Source organism: Aureisphaera sp., assembly GCF_059726885.1.
On the sequence record NZ_AP041051.1, the window covers coordinates 2,736,967 to 2,762,793 of the forward strand.

General features: G+C 39.6%; 33 protein-coding genes and 1 tRNA gene. 14 read left to right on the forward strand and 20 right to left on the reverse strand.

Annotated elements, in window-relative coordinates; translation table 11 throughout:
* Positions 1–150: 150 nt before the first annotated feature.
* Positions 151–861 carry a DUF6090 family protein gene (locus tag AC6JAD_RS11980; RefSeq protein WP_461303438.1) on the forward strand — a complete coding sequence of 237 codons (711 nt, stop codon included), beginning with the start codon at positions 151–153 and terminating at the stop codon, positions 859–861.
* A gap of 127 nt (positions 862–988) precedes the next feature.
* Positions 989–1,342: a bleomycin resistance protein gene (locus AC6JAD_RS11985; protein ID WP_461303439.1), complete on the forward strand. Its 354-nt coding sequence runs from the start codon at positions 989–991 to the stop codon at positions 1,340–1,342.
* Between the two features lie 126 nt (positions 1,343–1,468).
* Here the strand turns inward: AC6JAD_RS11985 and AC6JAD_RS11990 are convergent.
* The 3 genes from AC6JAD_RS11990 to AC6JAD_RS12000 all read right to left on the reverse strand — a co-directional run bounded on the left by AC6JAD_RS11990 (position 1,469) and on the right by AC6JAD_RS12000 (position 2,180).
* Positions 1,469–1,543: transfer RNA gene (locus AC6JAD_RS11990), tRNA-Pro, on the reverse strand.
* Between the two features lie 4 nt (positions 1,544–1,547).
* Complete coding sequence (locus AC6JAD_RS11995; protein ID WP_461303440.1) at positions 1,548–1,784, reverse strand: GIY-YIG nuclease family protein; 237 nt, start codon at positions 1,782–1,784, stop codon at positions 1,548–1,550.
* A gap of 240 nt (positions 1,785–2,024) precedes the next feature.
* Positions 2,025–2,180, reverse strand: coding sequence for a hypothetical protein (locus AC6JAD_RS12000; protein WP_461303441.1), 156 nt, complete (start codon positions 2,178–2,180; stop codon positions 2,025–2,027).
* A 260-nt stretch (positions 2,181–2,440) separates the two neighbouring features.
* Between AC6JAD_RS12000 and AC6JAD_RS12005 the strand changes: the two genes are divergently transcribed.
* A complete protein-coding gene (locus tag AC6JAD_RS12005; RefSeq protein WP_461303442.1) occupies positions 2,441–2,917 on the forward strand; it encodes a methyltransferase family protein in 477 nt (158 codons plus the stop codon).
* A 104-nt stretch (positions 2,918–3,021) separates the two neighbouring features.
* Positions 3,022–3,990 carry a thioredoxin-disulfide reductase gene (gene trxB, locus AC6JAD_RS12010; RefSeq protein WP_461303443.1) on the forward strand — a complete coding sequence of 323 codons (969 nt, stop codon included), beginning with the start codon at positions 3,022–3,024 and terminating at the stop codon, positions 3,988–3,990.
* A gap of 48 nt (positions 3,991–4,038) precedes the next feature.
* Here trxB and AC6JAD_RS12015 read toward each other — a convergent pair whose 3' ends face one another.
* From AC6JAD_RS12015 to AC6JAD_RS12040, 6 genes are all read right to left on the reverse strand, one after another.
* The gene (locus tag AC6JAD_RS12015) at positions 4,039–4,533 is read right to left on the reverse strand and encodes a DUF4440 domain-containing protein (RefSeq protein WP_461303444.1); all 495 of its coding nucleotides are present in this window, start codon (positions 4,531–4,533) and stop codon (positions 4,039–4,041) included.
* A gap of 95 nt (positions 4,534–4,628) precedes the next feature.
* A complete protein-coding gene (locus AC6JAD_RS12020) occupies positions 4,629–5,357 on the reverse strand; it encodes a head GIN domain-containing protein (RefSeq protein WP_461303445.1) in 729 nt (242 codons plus the stop codon).
* A 13-nt stretch (positions 5,358–5,370) separates the two neighbouring features.
* Positions 5,371–7,179, reverse strand: coding sequence for a PspC domain-containing protein (locus AC6JAD_RS12025; protein WP_461303446.1), 1,809 nt, complete (start codon positions 7,177–7,179; stop codon positions 5,371–5,373).
* Entirely contained in the window at positions 7,176–7,514 is a 339-nt protein-coding gene (locus AC6JAD_RS12030; protein WP_461303447.1) for a PadR family transcriptional regulator, read from the reverse strand. Before AC6JAD_RS12030 ends, AC6JAD_RS12025 begins: the two co-directional genes overlap by 4 nt.
* A 12-nt stretch (positions 7,515–7,526) precedes the next feature.
* On the reverse strand, positions 7,527–7,706 hold the full coding sequence (locus tag AC6JAD_RS12035) for a hypothetical protein (RefSeq protein ID WP_461303448.1): 180 nt from the start codon (positions 7,704–7,706) through the stop codon (positions 7,527–7,529).
* The gene (locus tag AC6JAD_RS12040) at positions 7,690–8,220 is read right to left on the reverse strand and encodes a DUF4870 domain-containing protein (RefSeq protein ID WP_461303449.1); all 531 of its coding nucleotides are present in this window, start codon (positions 8,218–8,220) and stop codon (positions 7,690–7,692) included. The genes AC6JAD_RS12035 and AC6JAD_RS12040 overlap by 17 nt, the downstream gene beginning before the upstream one ends.
* Positions 8,221–8,409: 189 nt before the next feature.
* On the opposite strand from AC6JAD_RS12040, the gene AC6JAD_RS12045 reads away from it, so the two are divergent.
* The 6 genes from AC6JAD_RS12045 to AC6JAD_RS12070 all read left to right on the forward strand — a co-directional run bounded on the left by AC6JAD_RS12045 (position 8,410) and on the right by AC6JAD_RS12070 (position 13,393).
* On the forward strand, positions 8,410–8,868 hold the full coding sequence (locus AC6JAD_RS12045) for a DUF4442 domain-containing protein (protein ID WP_461303450.1): 459 nt from the start codon (positions 8,410–8,412) through the stop codon (positions 8,866–8,868).
* Positions 8,869–8,998: 130 nt separating this feature from the next.
* A complete protein-coding gene (locus AC6JAD_RS12050; RefSeq protein ID WP_461303451.1) occupies positions 8,999–11,215 on the forward strand; it encodes a S9 family peptidase in 2,217 nt (738 codons plus the stop codon).
* A gap of 67 nt (positions 11,216–11,282) precedes the next feature.
* Entirely contained in the window at positions 11,283–11,684 is a 402-nt protein-coding gene (locus tag AC6JAD_RS12055; RefSeq protein WP_461303452.1) for an MFS transporter, read from the forward strand.
* 92 nt (positions 11,685–11,776) lie between these two features.
* Entirely contained in the window at positions 11,777–12,175 is a 399-nt protein-coding gene (locus AC6JAD_RS12060) for an EthD family reductase (protein WP_461303453.1), read from the forward strand.
* Positions 12,176–12,269: 94 nt separating this feature from the next.
* Entirely contained in the window at positions 12,270–13,067 is a 798-nt protein-coding gene (locus tag AC6JAD_RS12065) for a TIGR00266 family protein (RefSeq protein ID WP_461303454.1), read from the forward strand.
* Between the two features lie 128 nt (positions 13,068–13,195).
* On the forward strand, positions 13,196–13,393 hold the full coding sequence (locus AC6JAD_RS12070; RefSeq protein ID WP_272861766.1) for a hypothetical protein: 198 nt from the start codon (positions 13,196–13,198) through the stop codon (positions 13,391–13,393).
* A 27-nt stretch (positions 13,394–13,420) separates the two neighbouring features.
* Here AC6JAD_RS12070 and AC6JAD_RS12075 read toward each other — a convergent pair whose 3' ends face one another.
* The 8 genes from AC6JAD_RS12075 to AC6JAD_RS12110 form a co-directional block, all read right to left on the reverse strand.
* Entirely contained in the window at positions 13,421–14,356 is a 936-nt protein-coding gene (locus AC6JAD_RS12075) for a hydrogen peroxide-inducible genes activator (RefSeq protein WP_461303455.1), read from the reverse strand.
* A gap of 139 nt (positions 14,357–14,495) precedes the next feature.
* Positions 14,496–14,939, reverse strand: a complete 444-nt coding sequence (locus tag AC6JAD_RS12080) for a DUF2141 domain-containing protein (protein ID WP_461303456.1) — start codon at positions 14,937–14,939, stop codon at positions 14,496–14,498.
* 110 nt (positions 14,940–15,049) lie between these two features.
* Positions 15,050–15,487, reverse strand: a complete 438-nt coding sequence (locus tag AC6JAD_RS12085; protein WP_461303457.1) for a hypothetical protein — start codon at positions 15,485–15,487, stop codon at positions 15,050–15,052.
* A gap of 36 nt (positions 15,488–15,523) precedes the next feature.
* The gene (locus AC6JAD_RS12090; protein WP_461303458.1) at positions 15,524–16,855 is read right to left on the reverse strand and encodes a DUF58 domain-containing protein; all 1,332 of its coding nucleotides are present in this window, start codon (positions 16,853–16,855) and stop codon (positions 15,524–15,526) included.
* 40 nt (positions 16,856–16,895) lie between these two features.
* Positions 16,896–18,038, reverse strand: coding sequence for an AAA family ATPase (locus AC6JAD_RS12095; RefSeq protein ID WP_461303459.1), 1,143 nt, complete (start codon positions 18,036–18,038; stop codon positions 16,896–16,898).
* Between the two features lie 2 nt (positions 18,039–18,040).
* Positions 18,041–19,252, reverse strand: a complete 1,212-nt coding sequence (locus tag AC6JAD_RS12100; RefSeq protein ID WP_461303460.1) for a DUF4350 domain-containing protein — start codon at positions 19,250–19,252, stop codon at positions 18,041–18,043.
* On the reverse strand, positions 19,252–19,995 hold the full coding sequence (locus tag AC6JAD_RS12105) for a hypothetical protein (RefSeq protein WP_461303461.1): 744 nt from the start codon (positions 19,993–19,995) through the stop codon (positions 19,252–19,254). Before AC6JAD_RS12105 ends, AC6JAD_RS12100 begins: the two co-directional genes overlap by 1 nt.
* Complete coding sequence (locus AC6JAD_RS12110) at positions 19,992–20,978, reverse strand: stage II sporulation protein M (protein ID WP_461303462.1); 987 nt, start codon at positions 20,976–20,978, stop codon at positions 19,992–19,994. Before AC6JAD_RS12110 ends, AC6JAD_RS12105 begins: the two co-directional genes overlap by 4 nt.
* A gap of 24 nt (positions 20,979–21,002) precedes the next feature.
* Here AC6JAD_RS12110 and AC6JAD_RS12115 point away from each other — a divergent pair, with 24 nt between their 5' ends.
* Both AC6JAD_RS12115 and AC6JAD_RS12120 read left to right on the forward strand, forming a co-directional pair.
* Positions 21,003–21,722 carry an RDD family protein gene (locus tag AC6JAD_RS12115; protein ID WP_461303463.1) on the forward strand — a complete coding sequence of 240 codons (720 nt, stop codon included), beginning with the start codon at positions 21,003–21,005 and terminating at the stop codon, positions 21,720–21,722.
* Positions 21,719–22,333: a trimeric intracellular cation channel family protein gene (locus tag AC6JAD_RS12120; protein WP_461303464.1), complete on the forward strand. Its 615-nt coding sequence runs from the start codon at positions 21,719–21,721 to the stop codon at positions 22,331–22,333. The genes AC6JAD_RS12115 and AC6JAD_RS12120 overlap by 4 nt, the downstream gene beginning before the upstream one ends.
* On the opposite strand, the gene AC6JAD_RS12125 is transcribed toward AC6JAD_RS12120, so the two are convergent.
* Positions 22,334–23,059: a peptidylprolyl isomerase gene (locus tag AC6JAD_RS12125; RefSeq protein ID WP_461303465.1), complete on the reverse strand. Its 726-nt coding sequence runs from the start codon at positions 23,057–23,059 to the stop codon at positions 22,334–22,336. It abuts the gene before it with no gap.
* 47 nt (positions 23,060–23,106) lie between these two features.
* On the opposite strand from AC6JAD_RS12125, the gene AC6JAD_RS12130 reads away from it, so the two are divergent.
* Together AC6JAD_RS12130 and AC6JAD_RS12135 are read left to right on the forward strand one after the other, a co-directional pair.
* Positions 23,107–23,703, forward strand: a complete 597-nt coding sequence (locus tag AC6JAD_RS12130; RefSeq protein WP_461303466.1) for an NUDIX hydrolase — start codon at positions 23,107–23,109, stop codon at positions 23,701–23,703.
* Positions 23,704–23,786: 83 nt separating this feature from the next.
* The gene (locus AC6JAD_RS12135; RefSeq protein ID WP_461303467.1) at positions 23,787–24,590 is read left to right on the forward strand and encodes a lysophospholipid acyltransferase family protein; all 804 of its coding nucleotides are present in this window, start codon (positions 23,787–23,789) and stop codon (positions 24,588–24,590) included.
* Here the strand turns inward: AC6JAD_RS12135 and AC6JAD_RS12140 are convergent.
* Both AC6JAD_RS12140 and AC6JAD_RS12145 read right to left on the reverse strand, forming a co-directional pair.
* Positions 24,587–25,231, reverse strand: a complete 645-nt coding sequence (locus AC6JAD_RS12140; RefSeq protein WP_461303468.1) for a DUF8845 family protein — start codon at positions 25,229–25,231, stop codon at positions 24,587–24,589. The two genes, AC6JAD_RS12135 and AC6JAD_RS12140, sit on opposite strands and share 4 nt — an antisense overlap.
* A gap of 4 nt (positions 25,232–25,235) precedes the next feature.
* Positions 25,236–25,730, reverse strand: a complete 495-nt coding sequence (locus tag AC6JAD_RS12145; protein WP_461303469.1) for an RNA polymerase sigma factor — start codon at positions 25,728–25,730, stop codon at positions 25,236–25,238.
* Positions 25,731–25,827: the final 97 nt, after the last annotated feature.

Below are 25,827 nucleotides of genomic sequence, written 5' to 3' on the forward strand. Positions count from 1 at the left end.
AGCTTTTGTAAAGTGATGTTAAGGTTTGTACTCTAAGGATTAATTACAGCTATCGATTATTTTCTTTGAGAACCCAGAAAATCCAGTATAAACACTTAAAGCTTACTTTCCCTATTTTAGCAGTTGCAATTACCTTTACGAATAACAATTATGCTGTCATTTTTTAGGAAAATAAGGAGAGGACTGCTCTCAGAACATAAAATCAGTAAATACCTTTTGTATGCCTTTGGCGAAATAGTCCTTGTGGTTATTGGGATTTTGATTGCTGTACAAATAAATGGGTGTAATGAGGATCGCAAAAATAGATCGAAAGAAAAAGCCTTGTTGATTGAGCTTCACAAAGAGTCCCTTGAGAACCTGAAGCAATTTGAAAGAAACAAAACAGCTTACCTAGAATCCCTGAAATCCTGCTCGGTGGTTTTAGCGAATGTCGGGAACATAGATGAGAGGGCTTCCTTGGATTCGATTATGGCCTTTGGTCCGGGAATGTTCCGAGGGATTACGTTCGACCCTTCAAATGGGGTAGTAGAATCCTTGATTAGTACTGGAGAGATACAGCTTATACAAAATGATTCCTTGCGGAATTATATCATTACCTGGAAAGATGTGTTGAAAGACTTTCAGGAAGAGGAGCATAACTCAAGATCGTTATGGAAGGGTCAAATAGAACCATATCTTATTGAACATGGTGATTTCCTGAATCAGGGCAACCCGAAGAACATTGAATTGTTTAAAGACGCACGGTTTTTGAATATGATTGCCCGAAGAAAGTTCTATGTGACCAACATCCTGAACGCTATGGAGAATGAATCCATAGAACAAAACTTGAAGGGGATGGTTCGTTTGACCAGTTACGAATAACCCATGCGGTATTTTGGGTTCCTTTAGAAAACACATAACGCAGATAATTCATAGCTCCGCCAAGAAGCTTAATTGAATTAATCTTCCTACTTTTATTCCATACTCCCTCACTCAAAATTGAAATTTCATGCTCACAGATATTATTCCGAAATTACCGATGCGCGACAAAAATGCCACAAGGGAGTTTTATATAAATAGGCTAGGGTTTCAAGAAATAGGGGATTATGAAGGATACTTAATGGTCAGAAAAGATACTATAGAAATACATTTCTTTGAATTCAAGAAACTTGATCCTAAAAAAAATTACGGACAAGTTTATATTAGAACCATTGGTATAGACAATTTCTACCAAATATTATTGGACAACAATATAGGTATTCACCCAAATGGAAAATTGGAATCCAAACCCTGGGGGCAAAAGGAATTCTCAATACTTGATCCAGACACAAACCTATTGACTTTTGGAGAAAATGATTATTGAAATAAATAAAGCGTGCAATTGGAAATGATTTGAAAGACGGACAGGAAATAAAGCTGAACATAAAAAACAAAAAGCACTGTCAACCATTCAGTTAACAGTGCTTTGATACCACTTGAAAGTGGTTTGTCGGGATGACAGGATTTGAACCTGCGACCCCACGCCCCCCAGGCGTGTGCGCTAACCGGACTGCGCCACATCCCGTACTCTAATTCTCATCGAGGAATCTTTTTGCTCCTCGTTTCTTTATTTTTTTCTCAAGTCGAACTGCTTCCACTCGATCATTGCAAGGGTATGTTTTTATTAGCCTCCAAGGCACTCCTTTTGAGGTAAATTTACTTCTCCCTGCATTATGCCGTTGCATTCGTTCCTCCAGATCCCTGGTATAACCGACATAGTATTTTTCCAAGATGTCACTGAACAATATATAGACTACATAATTCATTCTTTCATCCGCGATTCTCCCGCTTTAGCGGGATGCGCTAACCGGACTGCGCCACATCCCGATCCTTAATTATTCGATAATAACATCGAAAAAATCGTCAGCAAAAATAATCATTTTACGGAGTTCAACAAGGTAAGCTGTCATAAATAAAATGAAATCTCAATAAAGTTGGATTTCGCATGGATGAAACCTTTTGGATCCCTAGAATTTGAATATACTTAGAAATGGAACGCCTTCGATTTATTCTTCTTCAAAGAAGTCTTTCTTTCTTTTGTCGGCTCCTTCATTCAAGTCCTTTTTAAACGCCACATTTTGCTTTCCAATACCCACAAGCCAGTATATCAGTGCAATTACTGTTACAAATTGTAAGCATATTAGAATAATGGTTAGCACCATACTAGTGATTTCCGTAGGTAAAACGATCAATATTTGTTCAGACTTGGGTCATTTTTTGAAAATACATTTTGGGTAATGCTATTTCCAAAATTGAATATCTATAGATTATGAATAATCATCTATACACAAAAATGTGTTTTCGATGAGTGGATGTTTTATAGGGCAAATACTAGGATGCTATTCTAGGGGATTACTAGGGTGTATCACCCAATATTTATGAGGGAATACTACATTCATAGTTAAACAAATTTTGGTTATTTTTGATCCTTCAAATTTTGGAACTGTTGAAAAAGGACGTCCTTTTTGTTATTGCACAATTCTTGCTTTTTGCTGCCTATTTTGGGATGGAATGGGATTTAATCACTACTCATTTACCCCTATGGGCCTGTTACGTTCTTATTGGATGCATTGCAATGGGTATTGTGATCGTCTTTTTCGGTATCCTAAATTTAAACGAGAATTTAACCCCCTTTCCCTCTCCAAAATCGAATTCCTCACTTATTTCGACCGGGATTTATAAATATATTAGGCACCCGATTTATGCAGGCATCATCCTTTCTATGTTATCCTATGCACTCTATCAGTTATCCATTTTTAAGTTGTTGGTCACTTTTGTGCTTTGGATCGTCCTCTTTTACAAAAGCAATTATGAGGAACGTTTGCTCAAGGAGCGTTTTGTAGCATATAAAGGTTATATGGAAAGGACAGGACGTTTTTTCCCGAGGAGAAGATCATAACGGTTATTAATAACACCATTGTTTTTCTTAATAACTTTAATGTAAGGTTTTACCTAAAGTTACTACTTTTACAGTCTAATACTTTACTGAAGATATTTTGTGTTATGTCAGAAACAATTGAAAGAATAAAATGTTTGATTATCGGGTCTGGACCCGCTGGATATACTGCGGCTATTTATGCAGCACGAGCAGATCTTAAACCCATTATGTATACGGGAATGGAGCCCGGTGGACAGTTAACTACGACCACCGAAGTTGATAATTTCCCTGGATATCCCGAAGGGATCGATGGACCTACTATGATGGTACAATTACAACAGCAGGCCGAACGTTTTGGAACGGAGGTTCGAATTGGTATGGTTACTGCTGTGGAGTTGAGTGATGAAGTAGGAGGAATTCATAAGGTTACCGTAGATGGTAAAACGGAATTGGAAGCTGAAACCGTGATCATCTCAACAGGCGCGACCGCCAAGTATTTGGGAATAGAAAGTGAACAGAGATTACGTGGAGGGGGAGTATCTGCCTGTGCGGTTTGCGATGGGTTCTTCTACAAAGGACAGGATGTAGCTATCGTTGGAGGGGGAGATACCGCCGCCGAGGAGGCAACCTACCTAGCCAATATTTGTAATAAAGTGACCATGTTGGTACGTCGTGACGAAATGCGAGCTTCCAAGGCAATGCAACATAGGGTGACAGCTACTAAAAACATAGACCTAAGATATAATACCGAAGTAGATGAGGTATTGGGTGATATGGTAGTGGAAGGCCTAAGAATGAAGAATAATGTAACTGGAGAGAAAGAGGAGATTGCCATAACAGGATTGTTTGTTGCCATTGGGCACAAACCCAATACAGATATATTCAAGGGTCAAATAGACATGGATGATACGGGTTATATTATTACCGAAGGCAAATCGACCAAAACCAATAAGCCTGGGGTATTCGCGAGTGGAGATGTTCAGGATAAGGAATACCGTCAAGCCGTAACCGCAGCCGGAACAGGCTGTATGGCAGCCTTAGATGCTGAGCGTTATTTGGCTACTGTTGAAAGTAAAGAGACAGTTGAAGCCTAAGAAGCTTTAAATATAAAATAAAGGCCGAAGCGTATGCTTCGGCTTTTTTTATTCTGGACCGTGGTGATAGCTATAGGCCCTCTTTAAGAGCCATTTCCCATGTTCCAAAATCCACATGGACGAAAATAGGGCAGAACCCGTTTTAACAAACTCTGTGGTACCTTTTTCCTTAGCAAAGAACTCATGTTTACCACGTTGTATCATGGCATACAATTCTCCGTTATTGTATAGTGGATATAACTCCACACTTTCCGGAACCAGTTTCCGCTGGTACGTTCTAGTTGGATTGCCGCAAATGTTCTTGGCCATGGCGTCCAAAAAACCTTGTTTGTCCGACAGCCCTCCAATATCATGGTAGAATTCAAGATCGGTGGTGAGCTGGGTTTCCAGTAAGGTAAGATTGCACTTGTTGAAACCTTCATCGAAAAGGATGCTATCTTTCTTCATAAATGTGAGCTGTAATTCTTCAGATACTTCATGCTGAGCGTGAAGGGTTACAGTGCTTATTATTAGGACTAGGCTTAGTAAGGTAAGTGGTTTCATATTTTTGTTTTTAAAAAGGGAAAACCCCAAAGTGCTATGGACTTCACTAAGGGGTTTTATAAAAGGTGGTTAGCTCCTTTTATTGATTGGTTGTTTTACATTTTGCGCACACTGCCAGATGCGCCATCTTTTACTGAAACTGCAGTTGGATTACCGTAGTAGCGTATATCACCACCACTGGAAGCACGTCCGTTAATCTCATCACGTACGTTCACTACAATGTCGGCACCACTAGATGCTTTTGCCCTGCAGGTCTTTACTTCCAGATCCTTGGCTTTTAAATCACTACCACTGGATGCTTCGGCAATTAAGTTGGTAGCCCTTCCCGAAACTTTAAGGTCGGCCCCACTACTTACATCAGCTACTACTTCCTTGGCAAAAATTTCTACTTCCAAATCTGCACCACTGCTACTGCTTAGCTCTAGGGTTTCATTCTTTATAACTGAATTCCCTATCACATCGGAACCACTTGAGGCACTTATGGATGTTAGGGTAGTATAGGTTACATGTACTTTCTTAGCTTTAGCTCTACCAATATTCTGTCCAGAAGCTACGCCTACCCTCAATTCGCCATTAACTATTTCGGTTTCAATAAGGTCATGTAGGTTTTCATCTGCTTCAACAACAATTTTTTCCTCGTCTCCTTCGGTCAGGTATACATCGAGACCTGCACTTCCCCTTACTTCTGTGAAGTCACCTTCGACGCGACGTTCCTCTACTTGTACATTGCCATTTCCGTTGGTTTGACCAAAGTTGAAGTCGAAATTGCAGGCAGATGCTACTATTGCTAAACTCGCAAGGGCTATGATTTTGATTGATTTCATGCTTTCTATATTTTTAATTTCCAATTTTAACTTTTAATGTATCGTTATCGTCTGTGGTTTCAATATCGATTCCATTTTTATCTATGATAATTTTATCACCGTCGCTATCCAATATTTTGACTCCATTTCTGTTCACCTTAATAAAGTCGCCGTTTTCATCCTTAACATAGAATCCATCTTCCTCTTCCCAGTCATTTTCCCATGATTCTCTTTCCTTACCATTTGTGGAATCGAACTCATCCTCTTCCGGACAATCCAAGCAACGTGTTTGCCCATCCTCAATGATTAAGTACTTTTCTTCATCTCCATTATCCAAGATATCCCTGTAGTAAGAATCATTTCTGTGGAATGTGTACGTATTGTCATCGGCATAAAGAATAGTTCCTATAGGCAAGTACACAATAACTTCAATTTCCTGATCGCGCAGTTTGTTGGCTACATCGGTAGTGAGGTAGGCATTAAGTGCAAGCGTTTCGCCATCGAAGTCATAATTATAATCAATGGCCTGAGCGCGCTCTTTTGCAGAAAGGTAATCACTACCTTCGGCTCTTTTTTCGATTACCAGACGCCCTACGGAATCTGAGGTCGATCTTACAATGAGTCGAACATCTGTTGAATACAGTATTTTTTGGTCGTTCTCATCATATTCTATGGTAAGCCTTCCTCTTCTGCGTGCATCGTATTCATAGTTTTCGTTGGAAACCATTTTTAGGTTCAGCGTATCCCCAGCTTTTACGGGTAACGCATATTCGCTGGTAAATTCTCCATCGAAAGCTCTTTCGGTAGCTTGACGAATTCCGAATATACCCAATCCGATAAGGGAAGCTAACCAAAGAACAAAGAGGATGACCTTGGCAGGTGTGCCTATAGACTTCAGGTTCTTGATCAGTAATTTCAATCCAAGGATCAATAATCCAAAGAAAGGAATTCCCACTGCAAACAGTGTAAGTAAAGACACCAACCATAATGGAGCATTAGATGTACTACCTAGGTCATAGAATTCTATAAGGTCGCCATGTCCCCAAATATCTACCGAACCGGCAAAGAATAGGGAAATAACCAAACTGATTAGGGTAACGATCGCCACGAAGACTAAAATCGCTGCAAAGAACTTGACAAATATGTTAAATAGGGTAAGAAGGACACTACCGAGCGTATCGAAAAAACCAGTCGTACCGCTTTTTACTTTATTCCCGTATTTGTCATAGTCTACGTTTTTTACTTTTTCGGAGACATTTTCATATCCTTCCTTAAACTTTTTTTCGATGTTGGAGATATTTATGGGCTCTCCAGTCATTTTTAGTTTTTCGGACGTGGTTTGTGCTACGGGTACAAGGATCCAGAAAAGGATATATACTACAATAAAGAAACCACTTGAAAATAACGTAAGAAGTATCCAGATAAGACGTACCCATACCGCATCAAGCCCTAAATAATGACTTAATCCAGCTGAAACACCACCAATAAATTTACGGTCTTCATCCCTAAACAATTGTTTGTGGGAAGAGTGGGATCTACGTTTTTGTGCCCTAGGTGGGGCATCTTCAAAAATTTCCTCATCCACCATATAATCTTCGGGTTGTCCCATAACGGTAATAACCTCGTCCAGTTCTTTAAGGGTAACCACTTGCGTGCTTTTTTCTAGTTTCTCAGAAAAAAGTTCTGCAATACGGGCTTCGATGTCTTTAATGATTTCATCGCTCCCTTGTGGATCACTCAGTGATTTACGAATGGCCTCCAGATAGCGTTGTAGTTTTCCAAATGCATCTTCATCGATGTGGAAAAAAGTACCTGCAAGGTTTATATTAACTGTTTTGTTCATTTTGTAGTGGTTGAGCTGGTTACACGATTTACTGCTTGTTGTAATTCACTCCAAGTAGTGTTTAATTCTTTCAAAAATAATTTCCCCGTTTCGGTAAGTTCGTAATACTTGCGCGGTGGCCCACTGGAGGACTCTTCCCAGCGGTAGTTTAGCAACCCTGCATTCTTTAAGCGGGTTAGCAAAGGGTATATGGTTCCCTCTACCACTAGCATTTTTGCGTCCTTAAGGGTCTCCAGGATATCACTGGTGTAGGCCTCCCCATCTTTTAGGATGGAAAGGATACAGTACTCCAGTACCCCTTTTCGCATTTGTGCTTTTGTGTTTTCGATTTTCATACGTACTGTAGATTAGTTTAACTGAGACAACATTTCGTCTCTCGTAATAATGTAATGAGGGTTGAGTTGCTGTACAGTATACTTGCCCTCGATCGTTTGGCTGTGCACCGCGGTATCGATATTTGTATCGATATTGCCATGCGAGACAATATTGAGGACTAGGGCCATGATTAATTTAACTAACGTGCTCATTTTCTGATTGATTTATAGATGATTGTGATTCTTTTTCTTGTTCCTCTTCATCCAACTTGATGAATTGAATGCTTAATGGATACTTATATAATTTACCTTGGTTGGCATGCAATGTTCCTTGGATAACGCAGTACAGTTCGAAAACGAAAATTCCAAAAAGCAATACGGCTATAACCAGGAATAGGGTAAGGTAACCGGACAAGTTCCGCACATTGTGTACAGTAACTTCATGAATGTGGTCGTCTAATACCTCTACAAGACCAGTAAAGTCCGATGCGAAAATCACGAAGAAGGGTAGGCAAACAATCCCAATACCCAATGTATATAATAAGATACTTAACTGAAAGTTGATCGCCTGTCTTCCGTGCTCCCTTACAAATGGTTTGTCCTTATTGGTGGTCCATAATAATAATGGAGCCAAAAAATTACCGAGTGGAAATATGTACTTGGCAAAGGTGGAAAGATGCATGGCAGCAGCTACATTTTTATGATTTTCGGTCGGAGTAGTTTCCATTGTCTATTATTTTCTTATGCAAATATATGTCTAAAGTCAGGTATTATGTTACGCATAGTACTAAATTTTAACAAAAAGTTAACAAATTAAATATGCTAACTATCTGTTTATCAGTAAAAGATTGCACAAATCTATTTTGGGTTTCATTACTACCGAATAATGGAATATCTTCGTGCAAAGCCTTTATCTATGCCACTAAAACCGTCTCAAATCAATAAGTTCACCCTAGTTAAATTGCCCGCTGCTTACTTTACAGGGGTGCGGGCCAAGGAGATTTCAGAAACGCATTGTGTAACTTCGGTTAAGCACAAATGGATTAATCAGAATCCTTTTAAATCCATGTTTTGGGCAGTACAGGGTATGGCAGCAGAATTGAGTACAGGGGCCTTGGTCATGTCGTGTATTAAGGAAAGCAATACAAGGGTGTCCATGCTTGTAGCCAATAATAAGGCGACATTTACCAAAAAGGCGAAAGGGAGAATTACATTTTTATGCGAAGACGGGCTCAAGATTAAGGAAGCCATTCAAAGAACAGTTGAGACTGGTGAAGGTATAACCTGTTGGATGAAAGCAGTGGGTAAAGATGCCGCAGGGGATGTAGTATCGGAGTTCGAGTTTGAATGGACAGTAAAGCGCAAGGGCAATTAAAGGTAATTATTTGAACAAGGAAAAGCTGTTCAAATAATCAGGGTGCTAACTTTATGTGATGAATAGACATTAAATGCAGTCCTCGCAATCAGGACATAATAATACTTTGTACAACCAAAACCGACTATTTATGAAACCCTCTAAAAATGTAATTGTTTCCTATTTTAAACTCTTAAAAAGAGCATTACTGATCTGTATTTTAATAATCAGTACGATTGCTCAATCCCAAATAACCTGGACTAACGAGGGAGATTCCTATTACACCCTAAAGAATAATGAGTTACAAAGTATTAAGCTCAGTAATTTGGCAGTGAGTACCGTAATTAATAAAGAACAACTTACACCGCAAGGGCAATCGGAACCACTACGAGTTGCACATTATTCATTCTCTTCAGATCGGCAAAAGGTACTTTTGTTCACCAATACCAAACGGGTTTGGAGACTCAATACCAAGGGGGACTATTGGGTATACGACTTTAAAACCAATCAACTAAAACAATTGGGTACCTCTTTGGAGCCTTCTACTTTAATGTTTGCAAAATTTTCACCGGATGGAAATTCAATAGCTTATGTGTCTATGAATAATTTATACGTCGAAGATTATGCAAGCAGTGTAGTTACGGCATTAACTACCAATGGAAGTGTTTCTTTAATTAATGGCACGTTCGATTGGGCTTATGAGGAAGAGTTCTTCTGCCGTGATGGTTTTCGTTGGAGTCCAGATAGCAAGTCGATAGCCTATTGGCAGATAGACGCCAGTGACATCAAGAAGTTTCACATGATAAATAATACCAATGCCATTTATTCTGAATTGGTTCCCTTAGAGTATCCCAAAGTGGGTGAAACGCCTTCTGCATGTAGGGTAGGAGTGGTAACAGTAGCCGACGCTAAAACCAAATGGATCGATGTGCCTGGGGATCCATCCCAACATTACCTGGTAAGAATGGAATTTGTTCCGAATACCAATGACCTTCTTATTCAACAGTTAAACCGCAAACAAAACCATAGTAAGTTGTATCGGGCTGCTTCTAATGGAAAGAGCCCCGAGGTTGTTTTTGAAGAATCGGACAAAGCTTGGGTAGACCTTTTTAGAATGGGAAATCCATATGCCATAGATTATACCAATGGGTTCAATTTCATGAAGGACGGTAAGAGCATTCTTTGGACTTCTGAAAAAGACGGCTGGAAACATCTTTACCAGATTTCCTTAGAAGGCAAACCAGAAACGCCTATTACGAAAGGGGAGTTTGATGTGATCGACCTAAAACATATCAACCTAAATAAAGGTTATGTATATTATTTGGCCTCCCCGGATAATCCCACGCAAAAGTACCTTTATAGGACCAAACTGAACGGAAAAGGGAAAAATGAATTGGTCACGCCCAAAAGTTTGCAAGGAACCCATGATTATCATTTTTCGCCAGATGGTTCCCATGCGTATCATGGCTTTACCAATCACCATACCCCTAGATTGAGTGAATTTATAAGCGTTGCCGATCATACCCCTCTTAACACGGAAGAGAGTATTGCAAGTCAACTAAAAGATAAGGAAGAAGCACCTAGTACAGAGTTTTTTACTATTACGACAGCTAGCAATGTTGAAATGGATGGATGGATGGTAAAGCCAACTGATTTTGATCCGACCAAAAAGTATCCTGTTGTGTTTTATGTATATTCCGAACCAGCTGCCACCACGGTAAATGACACCTACAATGCCGGTAGAAACTTCCTGTATCGAGGGAATATGGCAGATGACGGGTATATCTACATTTCATTGGACAATAGAGGGACGCCTGCTCCGAAGGGGCGTGAATGGCGGAAGTCCATATACCGCAACATTGGGGTCATTAATATTGAAGATCAGGCAATGGCAGCCAAAGAGATATTAAAATGGGACTTTGTAGATCCGGAGCGCATAGCGGTTTGGGGCTGGAGTGGAGGAGGCTCTGCTACCCTTAATTTGCTGTTTAAACATCCTGATATATACAAAACGGGAATCTCGGTAGCTGCAGTAGCCAACCAATTAACCTACGATAATATTTATCAAGAGCGTTATATGGGGCTTCCTCAGGAAAACAAGGAAGATTTCATTAACGGTTCTCCAATAACCTATGCCAAGCACCTTGAGGGAAATCTACTGTATATTCATGGAACAGGCGATGACAATGTGCATTACCAGAACGCCGAATTATTGGTGAATGAGCTAATTAAGCACAACAAACAATTTCAGTTTATGCCGTATCCCAATCGTACCCATGGGATTAGTGAAGGTGAGGGGACTTTCGAACACTTGTCGACCTTGTACACCAATTACCTTAGGAAACATTGCCCTCCTGGGGGAAGATAATATGGGGCAATACCTTCTTTTATTCAGAATGAAATACTATTAAATTGAAATTCAATACTTTGAAAAAATGAAAGAAAAACTTAGAGTAATCCAGCTCATTCATCTGGCATTATGTGCTGGCGCAATCTTAGCCTATATTATGTTAGGTGGAATGGATGCATTGACCAATTTTAAGCTGCCAACTATTGATTCACCGTCAATTTTGTATGTGTTAGTTCCTTTTGCGGCCTACATACTAAGCAACTTTTTGTTTAGGCATCAATTGAAAAAATTGGATCGTTCATTGGATATAGAGGAAAATTTCACAGCGTATCAAACTGCATCCATAGTGAGATGGGCTATTCTTGAAGGCACTGCTTTTTATTTGCTGACGGCCCAAAAGGATTTAATTATTTTTGGAATACCTATACTCCTTTATCTTATACTGATTCGACCCACTTTAGATAAAATGAAAATGGACTTGTCATAACGTTCCCGATATGATTGTTTCTTCTTGGAGCTTATGATTTCAGTGAAGAATATGTTAGAAATCTCTTTAACCACCGTAAAATTCAAAACGCCATGAACATAAAAACTGCACTCTTTTTCCTTTTGGCTTTCACCCTTGTAACGAGCTGCCAAAACAATACCGCCACTTCCGAAAAAGGCATGATAAAAGTGACGATTCTCTATCCCAATGCAGACGGAAAAACTTTCGACATGGACTACTATTCCCAAAAACATATGCCCATGCTCGAAGAATTATTTGGTGACTCCCTAAAAAAGATAGCTATCGACGAAGGATTGGGAGGCCGAACACCAGATGAGTCTATTCCCTTCCTCGCCATCGGTTATCTTTATTTCGATACGCTTTTGGAGTATCAAAATTCGTTTGGACCACATGCTGAAGAGATCACGGGCGACATCCCTAACTATACCAATATCCGACCCATTGTTCAAATTAGTAGGGTATTGCAGTAATTAGAAAAAGATTGTATATCTGTCTGTTCACCTGTAACAGAACCTTTTGCTTTGCTACCAATAGTTGTTTTCAAACCTAAAAAATCACAACGACATGACAGCACACGAAATAGACTACACCATTTATGGTGAAGAAATGCAATATGTAGAAATTGAACTCGATCCCAACGAAGGCGTAGTTGCCGAAGCAGGAAGTTTTATGATGATGGACAATGGCATACAAATGGAAACCATCTTTGGTGATGGTTCTAAAAAAACCTCAGGCGTGATGGGCAAAATATTTGGCGCGGGTAAGCGCCTTTTGACCGGGGAAAGCTTGTTTATGACAGCCTTTTACAATACGGGTATGGGAAAGAAGCAGGTGAGTTTTGCCTCTCCGTACCCCGGGAAGATCATTGCTATTGATCTTTCAAAGTTTGGCAATAAGTTCATCTGTCAAAAAGATGCATTCTTATGTGCTGCCAAAGGTGTATCCGTGGGGATTGAATTTTCAAAGAAACTGGGTCGCGGGCTTTTTGGAGGAGAGGGATTTATCATGCAGAAATTAGAAGGGGACGGTATGGCCTTTGTTCACGCTGGGGGAACTACTGCGGTTAAGGAATTGGCTGCTGGTGAAACCATGAAAGTGGATACGGGCTGCATTATTGGTTTCGATCAGACCGTAGACTACGATATAGAGTTTGTGGGCGGGATTAAAAACACCCTGTTTGGTGGTGAAGGCTTATTCTTCGCAACCCTTACGGGACCGGGGACCGTTTACGTACAATCTTTGCCCTTTAGCCGTCTGGCAAAACGGGTTTGGGCATCGGCACCAAGGGGTGGAGGAAAAGACAAAGGAGAAGGGAGTATCTTAGGAGGATTGGGCGATCTACTCGATGGGGATAATTTTTAACACACTTTAACGTAGGAATTTTCCAAAGGGTAAAATTTGTTTGATAATTTTTAGCTATATTTAAACATCAAATTTTAAATCTCACGCTTATTAGAAATAACTACGTAACCTAACTCTAATTAATAACTATGGCTAGAGCAATGTTTGATTACACCAAGGCCGTCCTCAAGAAAGTTAGCTTTGATGTAAACCTGTTCTGCAAGGAGTTGAAGAAAGCGATGAAAAGATTACTTCCTCATGAAATTGAGGAGTTGAAAATTTGGGTTAACTCCCTCATCCAGCAGAACCCCCAATTAAATCAATGTTTAATTTATTTAAAAGAATAAAAGAAGGCCTCCCAACGGAGGCTTTTCTTATTTTATGGGACTTATGATCTTTACGTCCTGAAATCGAATCGCTCCCCTTACAATTCCGGCCACTACATCGTACAATGCGTTTACGATCTGCATTTTTAACTCGCTCTTATTGTAAATAAGGCTTACTTCCCGTGCTGGAGATGGCTCCTTAAAAAACTTTAGGTGCTTCCTTTGCCCTTCAGGGACATCTAACGTATGCAAAAAGGGCAATAAGGTCATGCCCAATCCTTCATGGGTTAATTTAATCAGGGTTTCGAAACTTCCGCTTTCCAATTGAAATGTATCACCGTTGGCCAGCTTAGATGCCTTGCAGATATTAATGACCCCATCCCGAAAACAGTGCCCATCTTCCAATAACAATATATCATCAATTTCCAGGTCAGAGGTTTCAATCTGTTCTTTGCTATACAAACGGTGACTTTCGGGAATGTATCCTACAAAAGGCTCATAATAGAGCGGTCTTTCTTTTATTTTTTCTTGATAGAGTGGGGTAGCTGCAATGGCAGCATCGATATGTCCGTCCAATAACTTGGTAATTATTTCATCTGTGGTTAGCTCTTCTATCTTTAATTGTACTTTGGGATAACGTACGGTGAAAGTTTTCAAGAACATTGGGAGTAGTGTAGGCATAATGGTTGGGATAATACCTAATTTAAACTCTCCACCTATAAACCCTTTTTCCTGATCTACCACATCCTGCATACGTTCGGCCTCGTTTACGATACTTTTGGCCTGGGTCACAATTTTATGCCCCACAGCCGTTAATTCAATCGGCTTCTTACTGCGATCGAAAATGAGAATGTCCAATTCCTCTTCCAACTTTTGAATTTGCATACTCAGCGTGGGCTGCGTTACGAAGGTCTTTTGTGCCGCTTTGGTAAAATTTTTGTGTTCGGCAACTGCTAGCACATATTTGAGTTGTGTTATGGTCATGGTGGATAGGTTTACTACAAAGTTAGGAAACTGTATCGATGAAATCTATAATGAATCATATAATTTTAGAATACCTCTATAATGAAAAACAACCTTAGGGTTGCTAAGGTTGTTGGTTTCGCGAGGAGGTAATTGGTGGTTATAATCTTATTTCCAGTGTAATAGGTTCATGGGCTACTTCAAATTTGGCATCGCTCCATTGCGGCGGGCCGTAGCTCATAGCATTGTTAGAAACACCATACATTTCTTTGGGCATTCCATTAGGTTCAAAATCCATTTGTTTGTTGTCGTTTTTATCGTGGAATAGCGTAATACCGTAGGTGCCCGGAGTTACATTTACAAAGGTAACGGTAGCCTTTCCATCAACGATTTCACTTTCCAGTCCTTGTAAAGGTGCTGCTTTCATGAAGGTGCTTTCGTTGTAAAGACCCGCAATCACTTTTCCTCCAGTCCCAGGTACCGGAACGGTAACAGTTATAGTGGTTCCTTCGCTATCAGCATGTTCAGTGGCTATAGCATCAGATTGTGCATTTAGTAGTAAGCTTGAAATAAAAAGGGCGACAGTAGTTAAAATAGTTTTCATAATATGGTGTTTTAAAGTGTATGTTTTGATTTTTACACTTCAAAAGTGAAAAGAATTGAAATTTTTGGAAACAAAGAATGTCCCAATTGTCAAATTCCAATACCCAACTGTTATTTTGCGTTGTTTTTCTGAAATATGGGTAGGTAACTTCTACTATGCCAAATCAATAGGAAGATATTACCCAATACCATGGCACTTGTAATGATGGGTGTGCCTCTCATATGTAGTGAGGCAGATACCAAGAATATATTGAAAGTAACGGGGAAGGCCAAAATAGGGGATAGCCTCCTTAACCATGGTGAGACAAGAAGTATTCCGACAGCTATTTGAAAATAGCCGATAAAATTCCAATAAAATCCCGTTTGGTACATGCCTTCAAAAAAGAGTCCAATTGGATTATCAATTCCTATGGCAGTAAACTTGACACCGGGCATTTTCCGTAATCCTGAGAGAATAAACCCTAATCCTAGGGATACTTTTGTTAACCAATAGAGTAGAACGAAGGTCTTCTTGGTTTTTAGTCGGTCTATAATATGCAGGACAGCCATCAGAAAAAAGACGATTCAAGAACAAAAATGTAACGCTTAAAGCAATCCTCGTGCTTTGATCTCCAAATATTTATTCAGGGTGTTTACAGTGAGATCCTCCGGTGAGGTCAAGATGGAATAAATCCCGTATTTTTTTAACTGGTTTACGATAAGTCTTTTTTCAAAAGCAAACTTCTCTGCAATTACCTTGTCATACACCTCCCTCAAAGTTTCTGCCGGATTATCTATAAGCTTGGTAAGCTCGGTGTTTTTGAAAAAGATTACGACCAAAAGGTGGTTTTTTGCTAAGGCTTTAAGATAGGGTAGTTGCCTTTCCAATCCATCCATGGTCTCGAAGTTGGTATATAAAAGCAATAGGCTCCTATGCGTAATATGCTGCTTAATGTGGGTATATAGCCTACTAAAATCCGTTTCGAAAAAATCGGTTTTCACATTATACAAGGACTCCAATATTAGTTGCATCTGATGGCTCCTTCTATCTGCTACCACTACATTCTCTACCTTTTTGGAAAAGGAAAGCATTCCTGCTTTATCGTGTTTTCGCAACACAATATTACTAATGACCAGGGAAGAATTTATAGCATAGTCTAAAAGGCTCAATCCGTTAAATGGCATTTTCATGGACCGCCCTTTATCTATTAAACAGTAAATAGGCTGTGATTTCTCATCCTGGAACATATTTACCATTAGACTGTTTTTCTTGGCCGTGGCTTTCCAGTTTATGGTTCTAAGGTCATCCCCAATAACATAATCCTTGATTTGCTCGAATTCCATACTGTGCCCCACACGACGTACCTTTTTCAAACCAATTTCATGGGAGTTACGGTTTACATTAATGAGTTCAAAACGTTTTAATTGTTTAAAACTAGGGTAGTTCTTGACCATTTCATTACTACTGAAACGGAACCTTTTTGCCACAAAGCCCAACCGGGATATGGCGTATACGTTCAAATTACCAAAATGATATTCACCACGATCATTTGGCGTGAGGCTGTATTGAAGGGTCATTTTATCCCTCGGGGAAATACTGGTCTTTATCTTAAAATCCCTTTTCTGAAATTGAACCGGGACCTCATCAATAATCTCACAGAAAATCCTTGAAGGATAGTTGTTCTGTAAGTTTATGGCAATGGTATTTGAGTCTCCATTTGAGAATTTCTCCGGTAGGACACGTTCTCCTTCAATGCGCTTTTTTCCAACGAAAAGAAAAAGAATATCGGCCAGGAAAATAATGACTATGGCAACAATTGCCATTTGCGCAATGCCAAACAGCATTGGCACGAAATAGCTAAGTACAAATAGCACTATTACACCTACGTTGGCATAAAAGAAAAGCGGTTGTATGTAAAAGGGTTTAAATAACTTCAATGCAATGTGTATTCGTCTTATAATGGTATGCCCATCTCATTTATCTTGGAATCTCCGTTACTTCAATAATCTGTTTAATAATATTGTCGCTGGTAAGCCCTTCCATTTCGCGTTCTGGGGTAACAATAACCCTATGGTGCAAAACAGGAATAGCAGCCTTCTTTATGTCTTCCGGAGTTACAAAATCCCTTCCGCTCATAGCAGCAAACGCCTTACTTGCTTTCAATATGGCAATAGATGCCCTAGGTGATGCTCCAAGGTAGAGGAATTGGTTGTTTCGGGTAGCAACAATAATTTGTGCGATATACGAAAGCAAATGTTTTTCGATATACACCTTAGACACCAAATCCTGATAGTTGGCTATTTGGGATGCCGTTAAAAATGAGTTGATGGTTTCGGTCTTGGCGCCGCCACCTAGGTTGTGCTCCCTGTTAAGGATTTCAATTTCTTCATCGAGATTAGGGTAAGATACGTTGATCTTGAAAAGAAAACGATCCAACTGAGCTTCTGGAAGTCGATACGTACCCTCTTGCTCTACAGGGTTTTGTGTGGCCAAAACCATAAAAGGTGGTGCCAATTCGTATCGCTCACCATCCATCGTAATTTGCCGTTCTTCCATAACCTCAAACAATGCTGCCTGTGTTTTGGCGGGTGCGCGGTTAATTTCATCAATGAGGATCATATTTGAGAAAATAGGCCCTTTTTTGAATTCGAATTCTGAATTTTTAAGGTTGAAAACGGAAGTTCCCAAAATATCACTCGGCATGAGATCAGGTGTAAACTGAATTCGGCTAAACCCAACGGCTGCTGTTTTGGCCAAGAGCTTTGCGGAAACCGTTTTGGCAATACCCGGAACTCCTTCAATTAAAGAGTGTCCCTTGGCCAATAGGGAAGCAATAAGCATGTCTATCATATCGGCCTGTCCGACAATGACCTTACCTATTTCATCGCGAATATTCTGAACATTACGCTGCAACTCGGTTAAATCCAATCGACTTTTAAACTCAAGATTATCGCTACCAACTGATTCTGGAGCCGTAATATTGGGAACGGCAGGAACTTCTGGTACTGCCGATATTCCTTCGGCAGCAGGTATACCCTTAGACTCTTCGGAGGGTACTTGCGATGGGTTTGGTGCCTCGTTATGTCCCGTAGGTTCTTTGTGTGCTTCGTTTTCTTCCATAATTATATCGAATAAAATTCTTCTATGTATTTGTTAAGTGTTACCAGATTGCTTTCAAAATACTGACGCTTTCTACGTAACCAACTTATGTAATTAATTACCTGACTTACTTGTTCTTTTTTCACCCCAGATTTAAGGGATAGTTTTTCAATGAATTCATCATCCAGCGCTTCGGTGTCCAAGTTATAATCGATTCGGATTCGTTCGAGAAAATAAGCTATTTTTTTCTCAATGAGGTTCTTATGATCCTTGGTTTCGAAATAGAGATTAGAAATGGTCTTTACGAACGCCACTGTTGTGTTTTGCAACGGTTTTACAACCTGCACGATTCTTTGCCTCCGCTTGGCATTAAATACCATGAACAACAGGGTTAACAATAGGGCAAAATACCAAGCCCAACGAAAGGCTCGCTGCTGCAGAAACCAACTTAATTCCGATTCCTGTTCTACTTCGCCACCATAAGGGGTTTGGTATTTTATAAAAGAGTCGAAATAGATATCTTCATCGGGAAGATAAGAAAGTACTCCTTCGGTATATGTATATCGATCTTCCTTAAGCAGGTTGTAATTGGTGAATATCTTGGGCTGTAAATGGATGAAAATGTTACCCTCTTCGAACGGTGCTTTTATAAAATTAGGTTGCTTTTTTGCGTTGTCGGTATATCCTAATATGGTATGGCTCACACTGTCTAGGGTCGCAAAGTAGAAATCCCCAGGATTTCTATCAATAATCGTGTTCTTCGATTGTAGGGAGCGGTTCTTAAAACTAAGGTTCGAAATACTATCTTTCTCATTAATTATATAATCCACATCCAATCCCAAGGTGTCCGCCAAGCTTGTAGGAACGTAATAATCAGAAATAAATATGGTGTTCCCCACAGATGCAAAATCAAGGAGCTCATCTACCGATTCGAAACTCAAATAGGTACTGTTACCAATAATCATGTATGTACCCTTGGCCACATGATCGCCATACCCATATTCCGAATTGGCATAAAAATAACTTGAGGGCTGATGGTAGAGCGTTCTTATTTTCCGATCTTCAAACAAACGATCCAGTTCTTTATACAAAATCCGCACACCATAAGGCTTGTTACTGCGTTCGTCGAAGGACTCTTCCCAATCCACGGTTCTCGTAAACCCAATATCCATGGTCGAACCCAGCACAATGATTAATGCCACAATAACACCTACTATGATGTATGTTTTTTTCATCAGGCCACGTTTTTTATTAGGTTGTCGAAATTGCCTTTGGCCTTATTGTATTGTGTTTTGTTAATTGGAAACTCCCCGTACCAAATGTAATTGTATAAATACGATGTATACGAAAACCCCTTATTAAAGGGTTGTGTCTTTATTTCCCTATAGTACTCTTCATTGGTTTTGTCGTCTTCGAGTTTAATAAAATTGCGCGTGCTTAAGGTTTTCAATACTAAAATATAATAGTATCTAATAGCAAGGCGGTAATCACCGGATTGTTCTGCTTTCTGAATGAGGGACTGAATATCTATTTGACCGATATTTTCTGCAGTAAGTTCCTCTTCACCGGAAATATTTCGATCCCTATTGGTTGAAAAGAGTCCATGGCCGCCTTCATTCAAAAGAATAAAAATTAGATATAAAACGGCAATAACCAAGGCTCCAATGAGCAACCATTTTAAAATAGGAAACTGAATGGGGTTATCTACTTCGAGTTCCTCTTCGTTGTTTTGTTCCTCAATCTTTGGATTGTCCTCATTTTTGTAATCCTCATATTGACCGCTGCCGCCACGTCTATAGGTAACCACTTCCTTGCCTTCATAATTAAATCGGTCGTCAGAATACCGTTCCCTAAAGTCTTCATCGAATTCCCTTTCGGATTCGATAATAGTATCCCCGGAGTCTTGTCCCATACAGGGAGAGGCTACAATTAAAGAAGCTATGAAAATCAATAAATAGAATGACCTTACTTGCTTCATAAGGTATTCAAATTAAGGAGTTCCCCTTCCATTTTACGCTTCACTTTGAAAGGATAAATGAGATAGTAGTAACTAATAAGAAATAGGGTTGCAAGAATAATTCCAACCGAAAGCCAATTGGGCATAACGTTAGAGTATCGAGTAATGAAACCTTCCAGAAACCCCGCCGAAAATGTAAACGGAAAAGTACTGATAAGGATTTTCACCCCCACTTTCACCCCATTTTTAAAGGATTGCATTCTGGAGAATGTGCCGGGAAATAAAATACTAGCGCCTAAGATGAGACCTGCAGCGGCTTCAATTACAATGGCAAATATTTCCATGGCTCCATGAATCCAAATACCCCGTACGCTCTCCCAAAGCACTCCTTTATCATAAAAGAAGTATTGAAAGGAGCCTAACATGATGCAGTTTTTAAACAGCACCCAAAGTGTTCCAATACCACCAAAAACACCTAAGATAAAGGCAATGAGCCCAACCCGGAGGTTGTTAATGGTAATGCCAATAAAACTTCCCCAGTTGCTTCCACTTTTATAGACTGCCACGGGATCACCGGCCTCAATATTTTCTAAAGTCATATCCACATAGGAATCCCCTAGAATGGAACGAACAAATTCGCCATCATTTGCCGCCGAAATCACTCCAATTGCAGTAAAAAGTGAGAAGATGATAAAAGCTATATAGATAAATTTTCGGTACTGATAAGTCAATAAGGGTACTTCGGTTTTCCAAAAACTAACAAATCGATTGGTGTCTTCCCGTTTGGTTTTATAGATGTTTTGGAAGGCTTTTGCCGCTAATTGATTTAGGTAGACGACGACCTTACTCTTAGGGTAATAGGTCTGTGCATAGGATAAGTCGTTGACAATCTGCACATACTGCGAGGCTAATTGATCCGAATCCTCGAAATCATTATTGAAAATCGCCTTTTCAAAGCTGAGCCATTTTTCTTTATTTTGCTTGATAAATGCAACCTCCCTCATAAGCGAGTTAAATTAAGAAAGAAAATGGCAGAGATACAAATTAACACCACGCAAAATGTGAAAATAAATTACACTGCTGCGGGAGCGGGCGAAAGACTATTGGCTTTTATTATAGATGGTGCCATTAAATGGGGTTACTTAATAGTGGTTGGGATGGTCTTTGGTGCTTTCGATAATATGGATGAATGGTCGCAAATTGCTATCAACACCATCTTAAGTCTGCCTGTTGTGTTCTACACCCTTACGCTCGAACTAATGCTTGGAGGACAAACCATTGGGAAAAGGGCCATGAAAATACGGGTGGTGAAAATTGATGGATACCAAGCCACACTCACCGATTACGTAGTTCGCTGGTTTTTTCGAATTGTGGACATTTACATCTTCGGACTTGGATTCTTCTTCATAGCATTTAGTAAACAATCCCAGCGAATTGGTGATATGGCTACGGGCACTTCTGTAATTTCCTTACGGGATAAGGTGAACATTAGCCATACGATTCTGGAAAACCTAAAAGCGGGCTTTAAGCCAACCTATCCTACGGTAATTAAACTTTCGGATAACGATGCCAGAATTATCAAAGAGACATTTATAAACGCAAGGGCATCCAAAGATTACCCTACTTTGATCAAATTGAGAGATAAGATAATGGAGGTGACCGAAATTAAGGAAAGAAAGCACAGCAGTGATATCGAATTCATCGACGTGATCCTGAAAGATTATAACTACTATACCCAAGCAATGTGAGCCTTATCCTTCTTATAGATATATTGGGAACTATCGCCTTTTCAGTATCAGGTGCACTAACCGCCATGAAAAAGCGGCTAGATCTATTCGGTATTTTTATTATAGCTTTTGTAACCGCCCTTGGAGGGGGTACCTTAAGGGATATACTCATCGATATGCCCATTACGTGGATGAGAGACCTTACGTTCGTGTATGTTATTGTGGGGGCTACCATAGTTGCAATTATCTTTCGAAGAAAATTGAATTATGTGAGAAGGTCCCTTTTTCTTTTCGATACTATTGGTATTGCCTTGTACACGGTCATTGGAGTAGAGAAGGGTATTGAGGCTAATTTCCCACCGTTGATCTGTATAGCCTTGGGAACCATGTCTGCCTGTTTTGGAGGGGTGATACGCGATATACTTTGTAATGAAATTCCTATAATTTTTAGGAAGGAAGTATATGCAACTGCCTGTATTGTTGGGGGGTCGGTATATTTTCTATTATTGGAAACGTCTTTGCCGCAAGATGTAATTGTCCTTATCTCAGGATCTATTGTGATTGCGATACGGATCGTAGTAGTACTTTTTAATCTTTCGCTTCCAAGTATTTATAAGCGGGAAGACAAATGATCATTCGATTATCTTAACATCGATGTACACATTTTGTAAGGGCCAATCACCCTCATCGTGAGGTAAATTGGCAATGGTGTCTACCACCTTCATTCCCTTTGTAACCTGTCCAAATATGGTATAGTTGCCGTTGAGGTGACCCGTAGAAGATTGAGGCCCCAAAAAGATGAAGAATTCAAAAGGAGCGGTTTGCTTATCAGGGTTTTCACGATATTCCTTGGAGCCCGAAACCGTTCCGCGACGGTGTTTTCTTCCGTTCTCCAACTCGGCAGGAAGTAAATATTTATTGCCCAAAGCATGACGCTTTCTAGGAGTGGATACCAGATCACTGTTTCCTCCTTGTATAATGAAGTTGGGAACAATTCTGTGAAAGAACGTATCCTTGAAGTAATTCTGTTTTATCAAATAAATAAAATTGGCCCTGTGTAAGGGAGTATCCTTGTACAACTCAATATCTATATCACCATAGGTGGTGGATATACGTACTTTAGTTTCGGGATTCTCCTTGCCATATACTTCAAAAAAGGCCACTACATTTTCATTGGTGATTTTTGGATAGGATGGATCTGTTATCAAACTTTCCTTCTTCTTTGATACTGAATCTTTTGCCTTTTCTTCCCCTATTTCTTTTACAACAGGTGTTTTTTCTTGGGACTGCTTTTTGCTATCTTCACAACTTGCAAAAAGCAGACACAATAAGCAGAATAAGGTAAACCAAGGTTTCATAAATGCAATTTTCAGAATTTCTAACACAGGTTGTAAAAGTAAAAAAAATGGAGCTTCCAGGAGAGGAATGCCACCTTAGAATGGCTCCTATACAACGTTTGTTGGAATTGAAGCGCAAAGCCAGGGAAATGAAAACAGCAAAGAAGGCAGCTGTATTGTGTTTATTTTATCCAAACCAGGAAGGGGAAACGTATCTTATTCTGATTTTGCGAAAAACCTACAAAGGGGTGCACTCTGCCCAGGTTGGTTTTCCAGGGGGTAAGGTAGAAAAGGAAGACTCATCTATGGAGGAAACAGCATTAAGGGAAACCGAAGAAGAGGTTGGGGTACCCGTTAAGGATGTGACCATCCTGAAACAGCTTACCGAAATTTATATACCCCCAAGTAATTACTTTGTGCAACCCTTTTTGGGGATAACCCATTCCACACCCAATTTTGTGGCACAGGAAGAGGAGGTGGAGGCACTGATCGAAGTGCCGCTGCAAGAATTTATGGATGATGCCATTAAGGTGAACAAAGAGCTTTCCACAAGTTACGCCCACAAGATTGAGGTGCCTGCTTTTGATTTACAGGGACATATCGTTTGGGGAGCTACTGCCATGATGCTCAATGAAGTACGGGAAATACTGAAAAGACTGACCTAAGTAAGCTTTTTTAGTATCTTTACCGACCGATTTTGTAATCTTTTATCCAAGAAAGACGACAGAATTAAAAACTAAAAGATCGTATGGGGCTATTCAAAAAAAACCCTTTTGGACATATACTTTTCCTCAAGCTTTGGCTCATCCGAATTCTTGGTGCGATGACCCATAGACGGTTTAAGGGCTTCAACCAATTACAAATAGAAGGTAGCGAGATTCTAAAGAACTTACCCGAGAATAATGTGTTGTTCGTTTCTAACCATCAGACCTATTTTGCCGATGTGGTTGCCATGTTCCATGTATTTAATGCGAGTTTAAGTGGCCGGGTAGATAACATTAAGAATATTGGGTATCTCTGGAAACCCAAACTCAATGTATATTTTGTAGCTGCCAAAGAAACCATGAAATCTGGACTATTGCCAAAAATATTGGCGTATGCAGGATCAGTTAGTATTGAGAGAACTTGGAGAGCAGAAGGTAAGGAAGTAAACCGTCAGGTAAAGTTGAGTGATGTTAGTAACATAGCGAAAGCACTTCAGGATGGTTGGGTTATCACTTTTCCACAGGGAACAACTAAACCTTGGAAACCCATTCGTCGAGGTACTGCCCATATTATTAAAAAGAACAAACCTTTGGTGGTTCCTATTGTTATTGATGGTTTTAGGCGATCATTCGATAAGAAGGGAATTCGGATAAAAAAACGCGGTATTCTTCAATCCATGGAGATAAAACAACCTTTGGAAATCGATTACGAAAATGATTCGGTCGAAAAAATCGTGGAGCAATTGGAATTTGCCATAGAGCAACACCCTTCGTTCCTTAAGGTGATTTCCCAAGATGAATTAAAGAAAGAGGAAGAGCTCAACAAAACCCGCCAGTGGCGCTACTAAACTTCGATCTTTTTTAGTTCCTTATAATTCCTTTTCAGTCTTCGAAGTAACAGCCCATAAAGCAACCAGTAGAATAAAATTAGCAGTCCAATAATTAGGACGCCAGCCACAAACTGACCGATAAAGAAGGAAGAAAAGAACGTTTCTGGGGGTATGGCGGCATAGAGATCGTCTTGCTTTAAAATATCGTAGAGCCTCTCTTTATTGAAATAGTAGAATACATTTATCCCTATCATAAGCAAAGTAGCCATCCCAATATTATAATACACGAAATAGCGTACCGTTTTACGTGTTCGAAGAATATTGCCCATTAATTCCTTGACAGTTCCTGTTACGTGTATTTTTTGATAATTTTTATAAAATAGATAAATAAAGACGGCTACTACGGTGTAGTTCAAAATATTGAGCGCCGTATAAATAGTTTTCAATCCCATTTCGTTATTAAATTCATTAATGGAATCGGGAATAAAAAAAGCGAGTATGGTCCAAAAGGCAATTTCGCAGAGACTTATAATCACAATCCATTTTACGATAGAAGAAGACTTCTTCAACAGCATAGGATATATCTGCTCGGCTGTAAACTTGGGAAACACCTGCTCCCTAGATTGCCATTCTTTTTTTAGTGTTTCTAATTGATCCATGGTATTAAGGGTTCAATATGGTTCTTAACTTTTCTTTAATTCTGTTCATTTTCACTCGTGCATTTACTTCGGTAATCCCTAAAGTAGACGCTATTTCCCTGTAATTTTTGTTTTCCAGATAGAGGAACACTAGGGCTTTATCAATATCATTCAGCGTTTTAACTGCATCATACATTAACTTCAACTGATCCTCGACCGTACTGTCGTACTCTTCTGAAGTTATTTTAAAACTGATACCTTCAAAATCCTGGGTCTGTACTTTTCTCTTATTCTTCCTATAGAGGGTGATGGCAGTGTTTAGGGCCACCCGGTACATCCAAGTACTAAACTTAGAGTCCCCCCTGAATTTTGGAAAAGCACGCCAGAGCTGAATGGTTATTTCCTGAAACAAATCATTGTGCGATTCACTATCGTGTGTATACAAACGACATATCTTGTGCACAATGTTTTGGTTTTGCTCTAACTGGCTCACAAAACTATGTTCTAGTTCTTTGGTCAATGTTTTTTTGTTAGCTGTCTAATTAGTGGATGGAAGCTGTTAATTGTTACAAATTAAAATAAAAATAGCATTAAAAATATCTTTTTTAACCATTGGG

Bases quoted from the DNA above. Each gene is read 5' to 3' on its own strand.
- AC6JAD_RS11980 (WP_461303438.1), top strand. From the start codon at position 151: ATGCTGTCATTTTTTAGGAAAATAAGGAGAGGACTGCTCTCAGAACAT.
- AC6JAD_RS11985 (WP_461303439.1), top strand. From the start codon at position 989: ATGCTCACAGATATTATTCCGAAATTACCGATGCGCGACAAAAATGCC.
- AC6JAD_RS11995 (WP_461303440.1), bottom strand. From the start codon at position 1,784: ATGAATTATGTAGTCTATATATTGTTCAGTGACATCTTGGAAAAATAC.
- AC6JAD_RS12000 (WP_461303441.1), bottom strand. From the start codon at position 2,180: ATGGTGCTAACCATTATTCTAATATGCTTACAATTTGTAACAGTAATT.
- trxB (WP_461303443.1), top strand. From the start codon at position 3,022: ATGTCAGAAACAATTGAAAGAATAAAATGTTTGATTATCGGGTCTGGA.
- AC6JAD_RS12015 (WP_461303444.1), bottom strand. From the start codon at position 4,533: ATGAAACCACTTACCTTACTAAGCCTAGTCCTAATAATAAGCACTGTA.
- AC6JAD_RS12020 (WP_461303445.1), bottom strand. From the start codon at position 5,357: ATGAAATCAATCAAAATCATAGCCCTTGCGAGTTTAGCAATAGTAGCA.
- AC6JAD_RS12025 (WP_461303446.1), bottom strand. From the start codon at position 7,179: ATGAACAAAACAGTTAATATAAACCTTGCAGGTACTTTTTTCCACATC.
- AC6JAD_RS12030 (WP_461303447.1), bottom strand. From the start codon at position 7,514: ATGAAAATCGAAAACACAAAAGCACAAATGCGAAAAGGGGTACTGGAG.
- AC6JAD_RS12035 (WP_461303448.1), bottom strand. From the start codon at position 7,706: ATGAGCACGTTAGTTAAATTAATCATGGCCCTAGTCCTCAATATTGTC.
- AC6JAD_RS12040 (WP_461303449.1), bottom strand. From the start codon at position 8,220: ATGGAAACTACTCCGACCGAAAATCATAAAAATGTAGCTGCTGCCATG.
- AC6JAD_RS12045 (WP_461303450.1), top strand. From the start codon at position 8,410: ATGCCACTAAAACCGTCTCAAATCAATAAGTTCACCCTAGTTAAATTG.
- AC6JAD_RS12050 (WP_461303451.1), top strand. From the start codon at position 8,999: ATGAAACCCTCTAAAAATGTAATTGTTTCCTATTTTAAACTCTTAAAA.
- AC6JAD_RS12055 (WP_461303452.1), top strand. From the start codon at position 11,283: ATGAAAGAAAAACTTAGAGTAATCCAGCTCATTCATCTGGCATTATGT.
- AC6JAD_RS12060 (WP_461303453.1), top strand. From the start codon at position 11,777: ATGAACATAAAAACTGCACTCTTTTTCCTTTTGGCTTTCACCCTTGTA.
- AC6JAD_RS12065 (WP_461303454.1), top strand. From the start codon at position 12,270: ATGACAGCACACGAAATAGACTACACCATTTATGGTGAAGAAATGCAA.
- AC6JAD_RS12070 (WP_272861766.1), top strand. From the start codon at position 13,196: ATGGCTAGAGCAATGTTTGATTACACCAAGGCCGTCCTCAAGAAAGTT.
- AC6JAD_RS12075 (WP_461303455.1), bottom strand. From the start codon at position 14,356: ATGACCATAACACAACTCAAATATGTGCTAGCAGTTGCCGAACACAAA.
- AC6JAD_RS12080 (WP_461303456.1), bottom strand. From the start codon at position 14,939: ATGAAAACTATTTTAACTACTGTCGCCCTTTTTATTTCAAGCTTACTA.
- AC6JAD_RS12085 (WP_461303457.1), bottom strand. From the start codon at position 15,487: ATGGCTGTCCTGCATATTATAGACCGACTAAAAACCAAGAAGACCTTC.
- AC6JAD_RS12095 (WP_461303459.1), bottom strand. From the start codon at position 18,038: ATGGAAGAAAACGAAGCACACAAAGAACCTACGGGACATAACGAGGCA.
- AC6JAD_RS12100 (WP_461303460.1), bottom strand. From the start codon at position 19,252: ATGAAAAAAACATACATCATAGTAGGTGTTATTGTGGCATTAATCATT.
- AC6JAD_RS12105 (WP_461303461.1), bottom strand. From the start codon at position 19,995: ATGAAGCAAGTAAGGTCATTCTATTTATTGATTTTCATAGCTTCTTTA.
- AC6JAD_RS12110 (WP_461303462.1), bottom strand. From the start codon at position 20,978: ATGAGGGAGGTTGCATTTATCAAGCAAAATAAAGAAAAATGGCTCAGC.
- AC6JAD_RS12115 (WP_461303463.1), top strand. From the start codon at position 21,003: ATGGCAGAGATACAAATTAACACCACGCAAAATGTGAAAATAAATTAC.
- AC6JAD_RS12125 (WP_461303465.1), bottom strand. From the start codon at position 23,059: ATGAAACCTTGGTTTACCTTATTCTGCTTATTGTGTCTGCTTTTTGCA.
- AC6JAD_RS12130 (WP_461303466.1), top strand. From the start codon at position 23,107: ATGGAGCTTCCAGGAGAGGAATGCCACCTTAGAATGGCTCCTATACAA.
- AC6JAD_RS12135 (WP_461303467.1), top strand. From the start codon at position 23,787: ATGGGGCTATTCAAAAAAAACCCTTTTGGACATATACTTTTCCTCAAG.
- AC6JAD_RS12140 (WP_461303468.1), bottom strand. From the start codon at position 25,231: ATGGATCAATTAGAAACACTAAAAAAAGAATGGCAATCTAGGGAGCAG.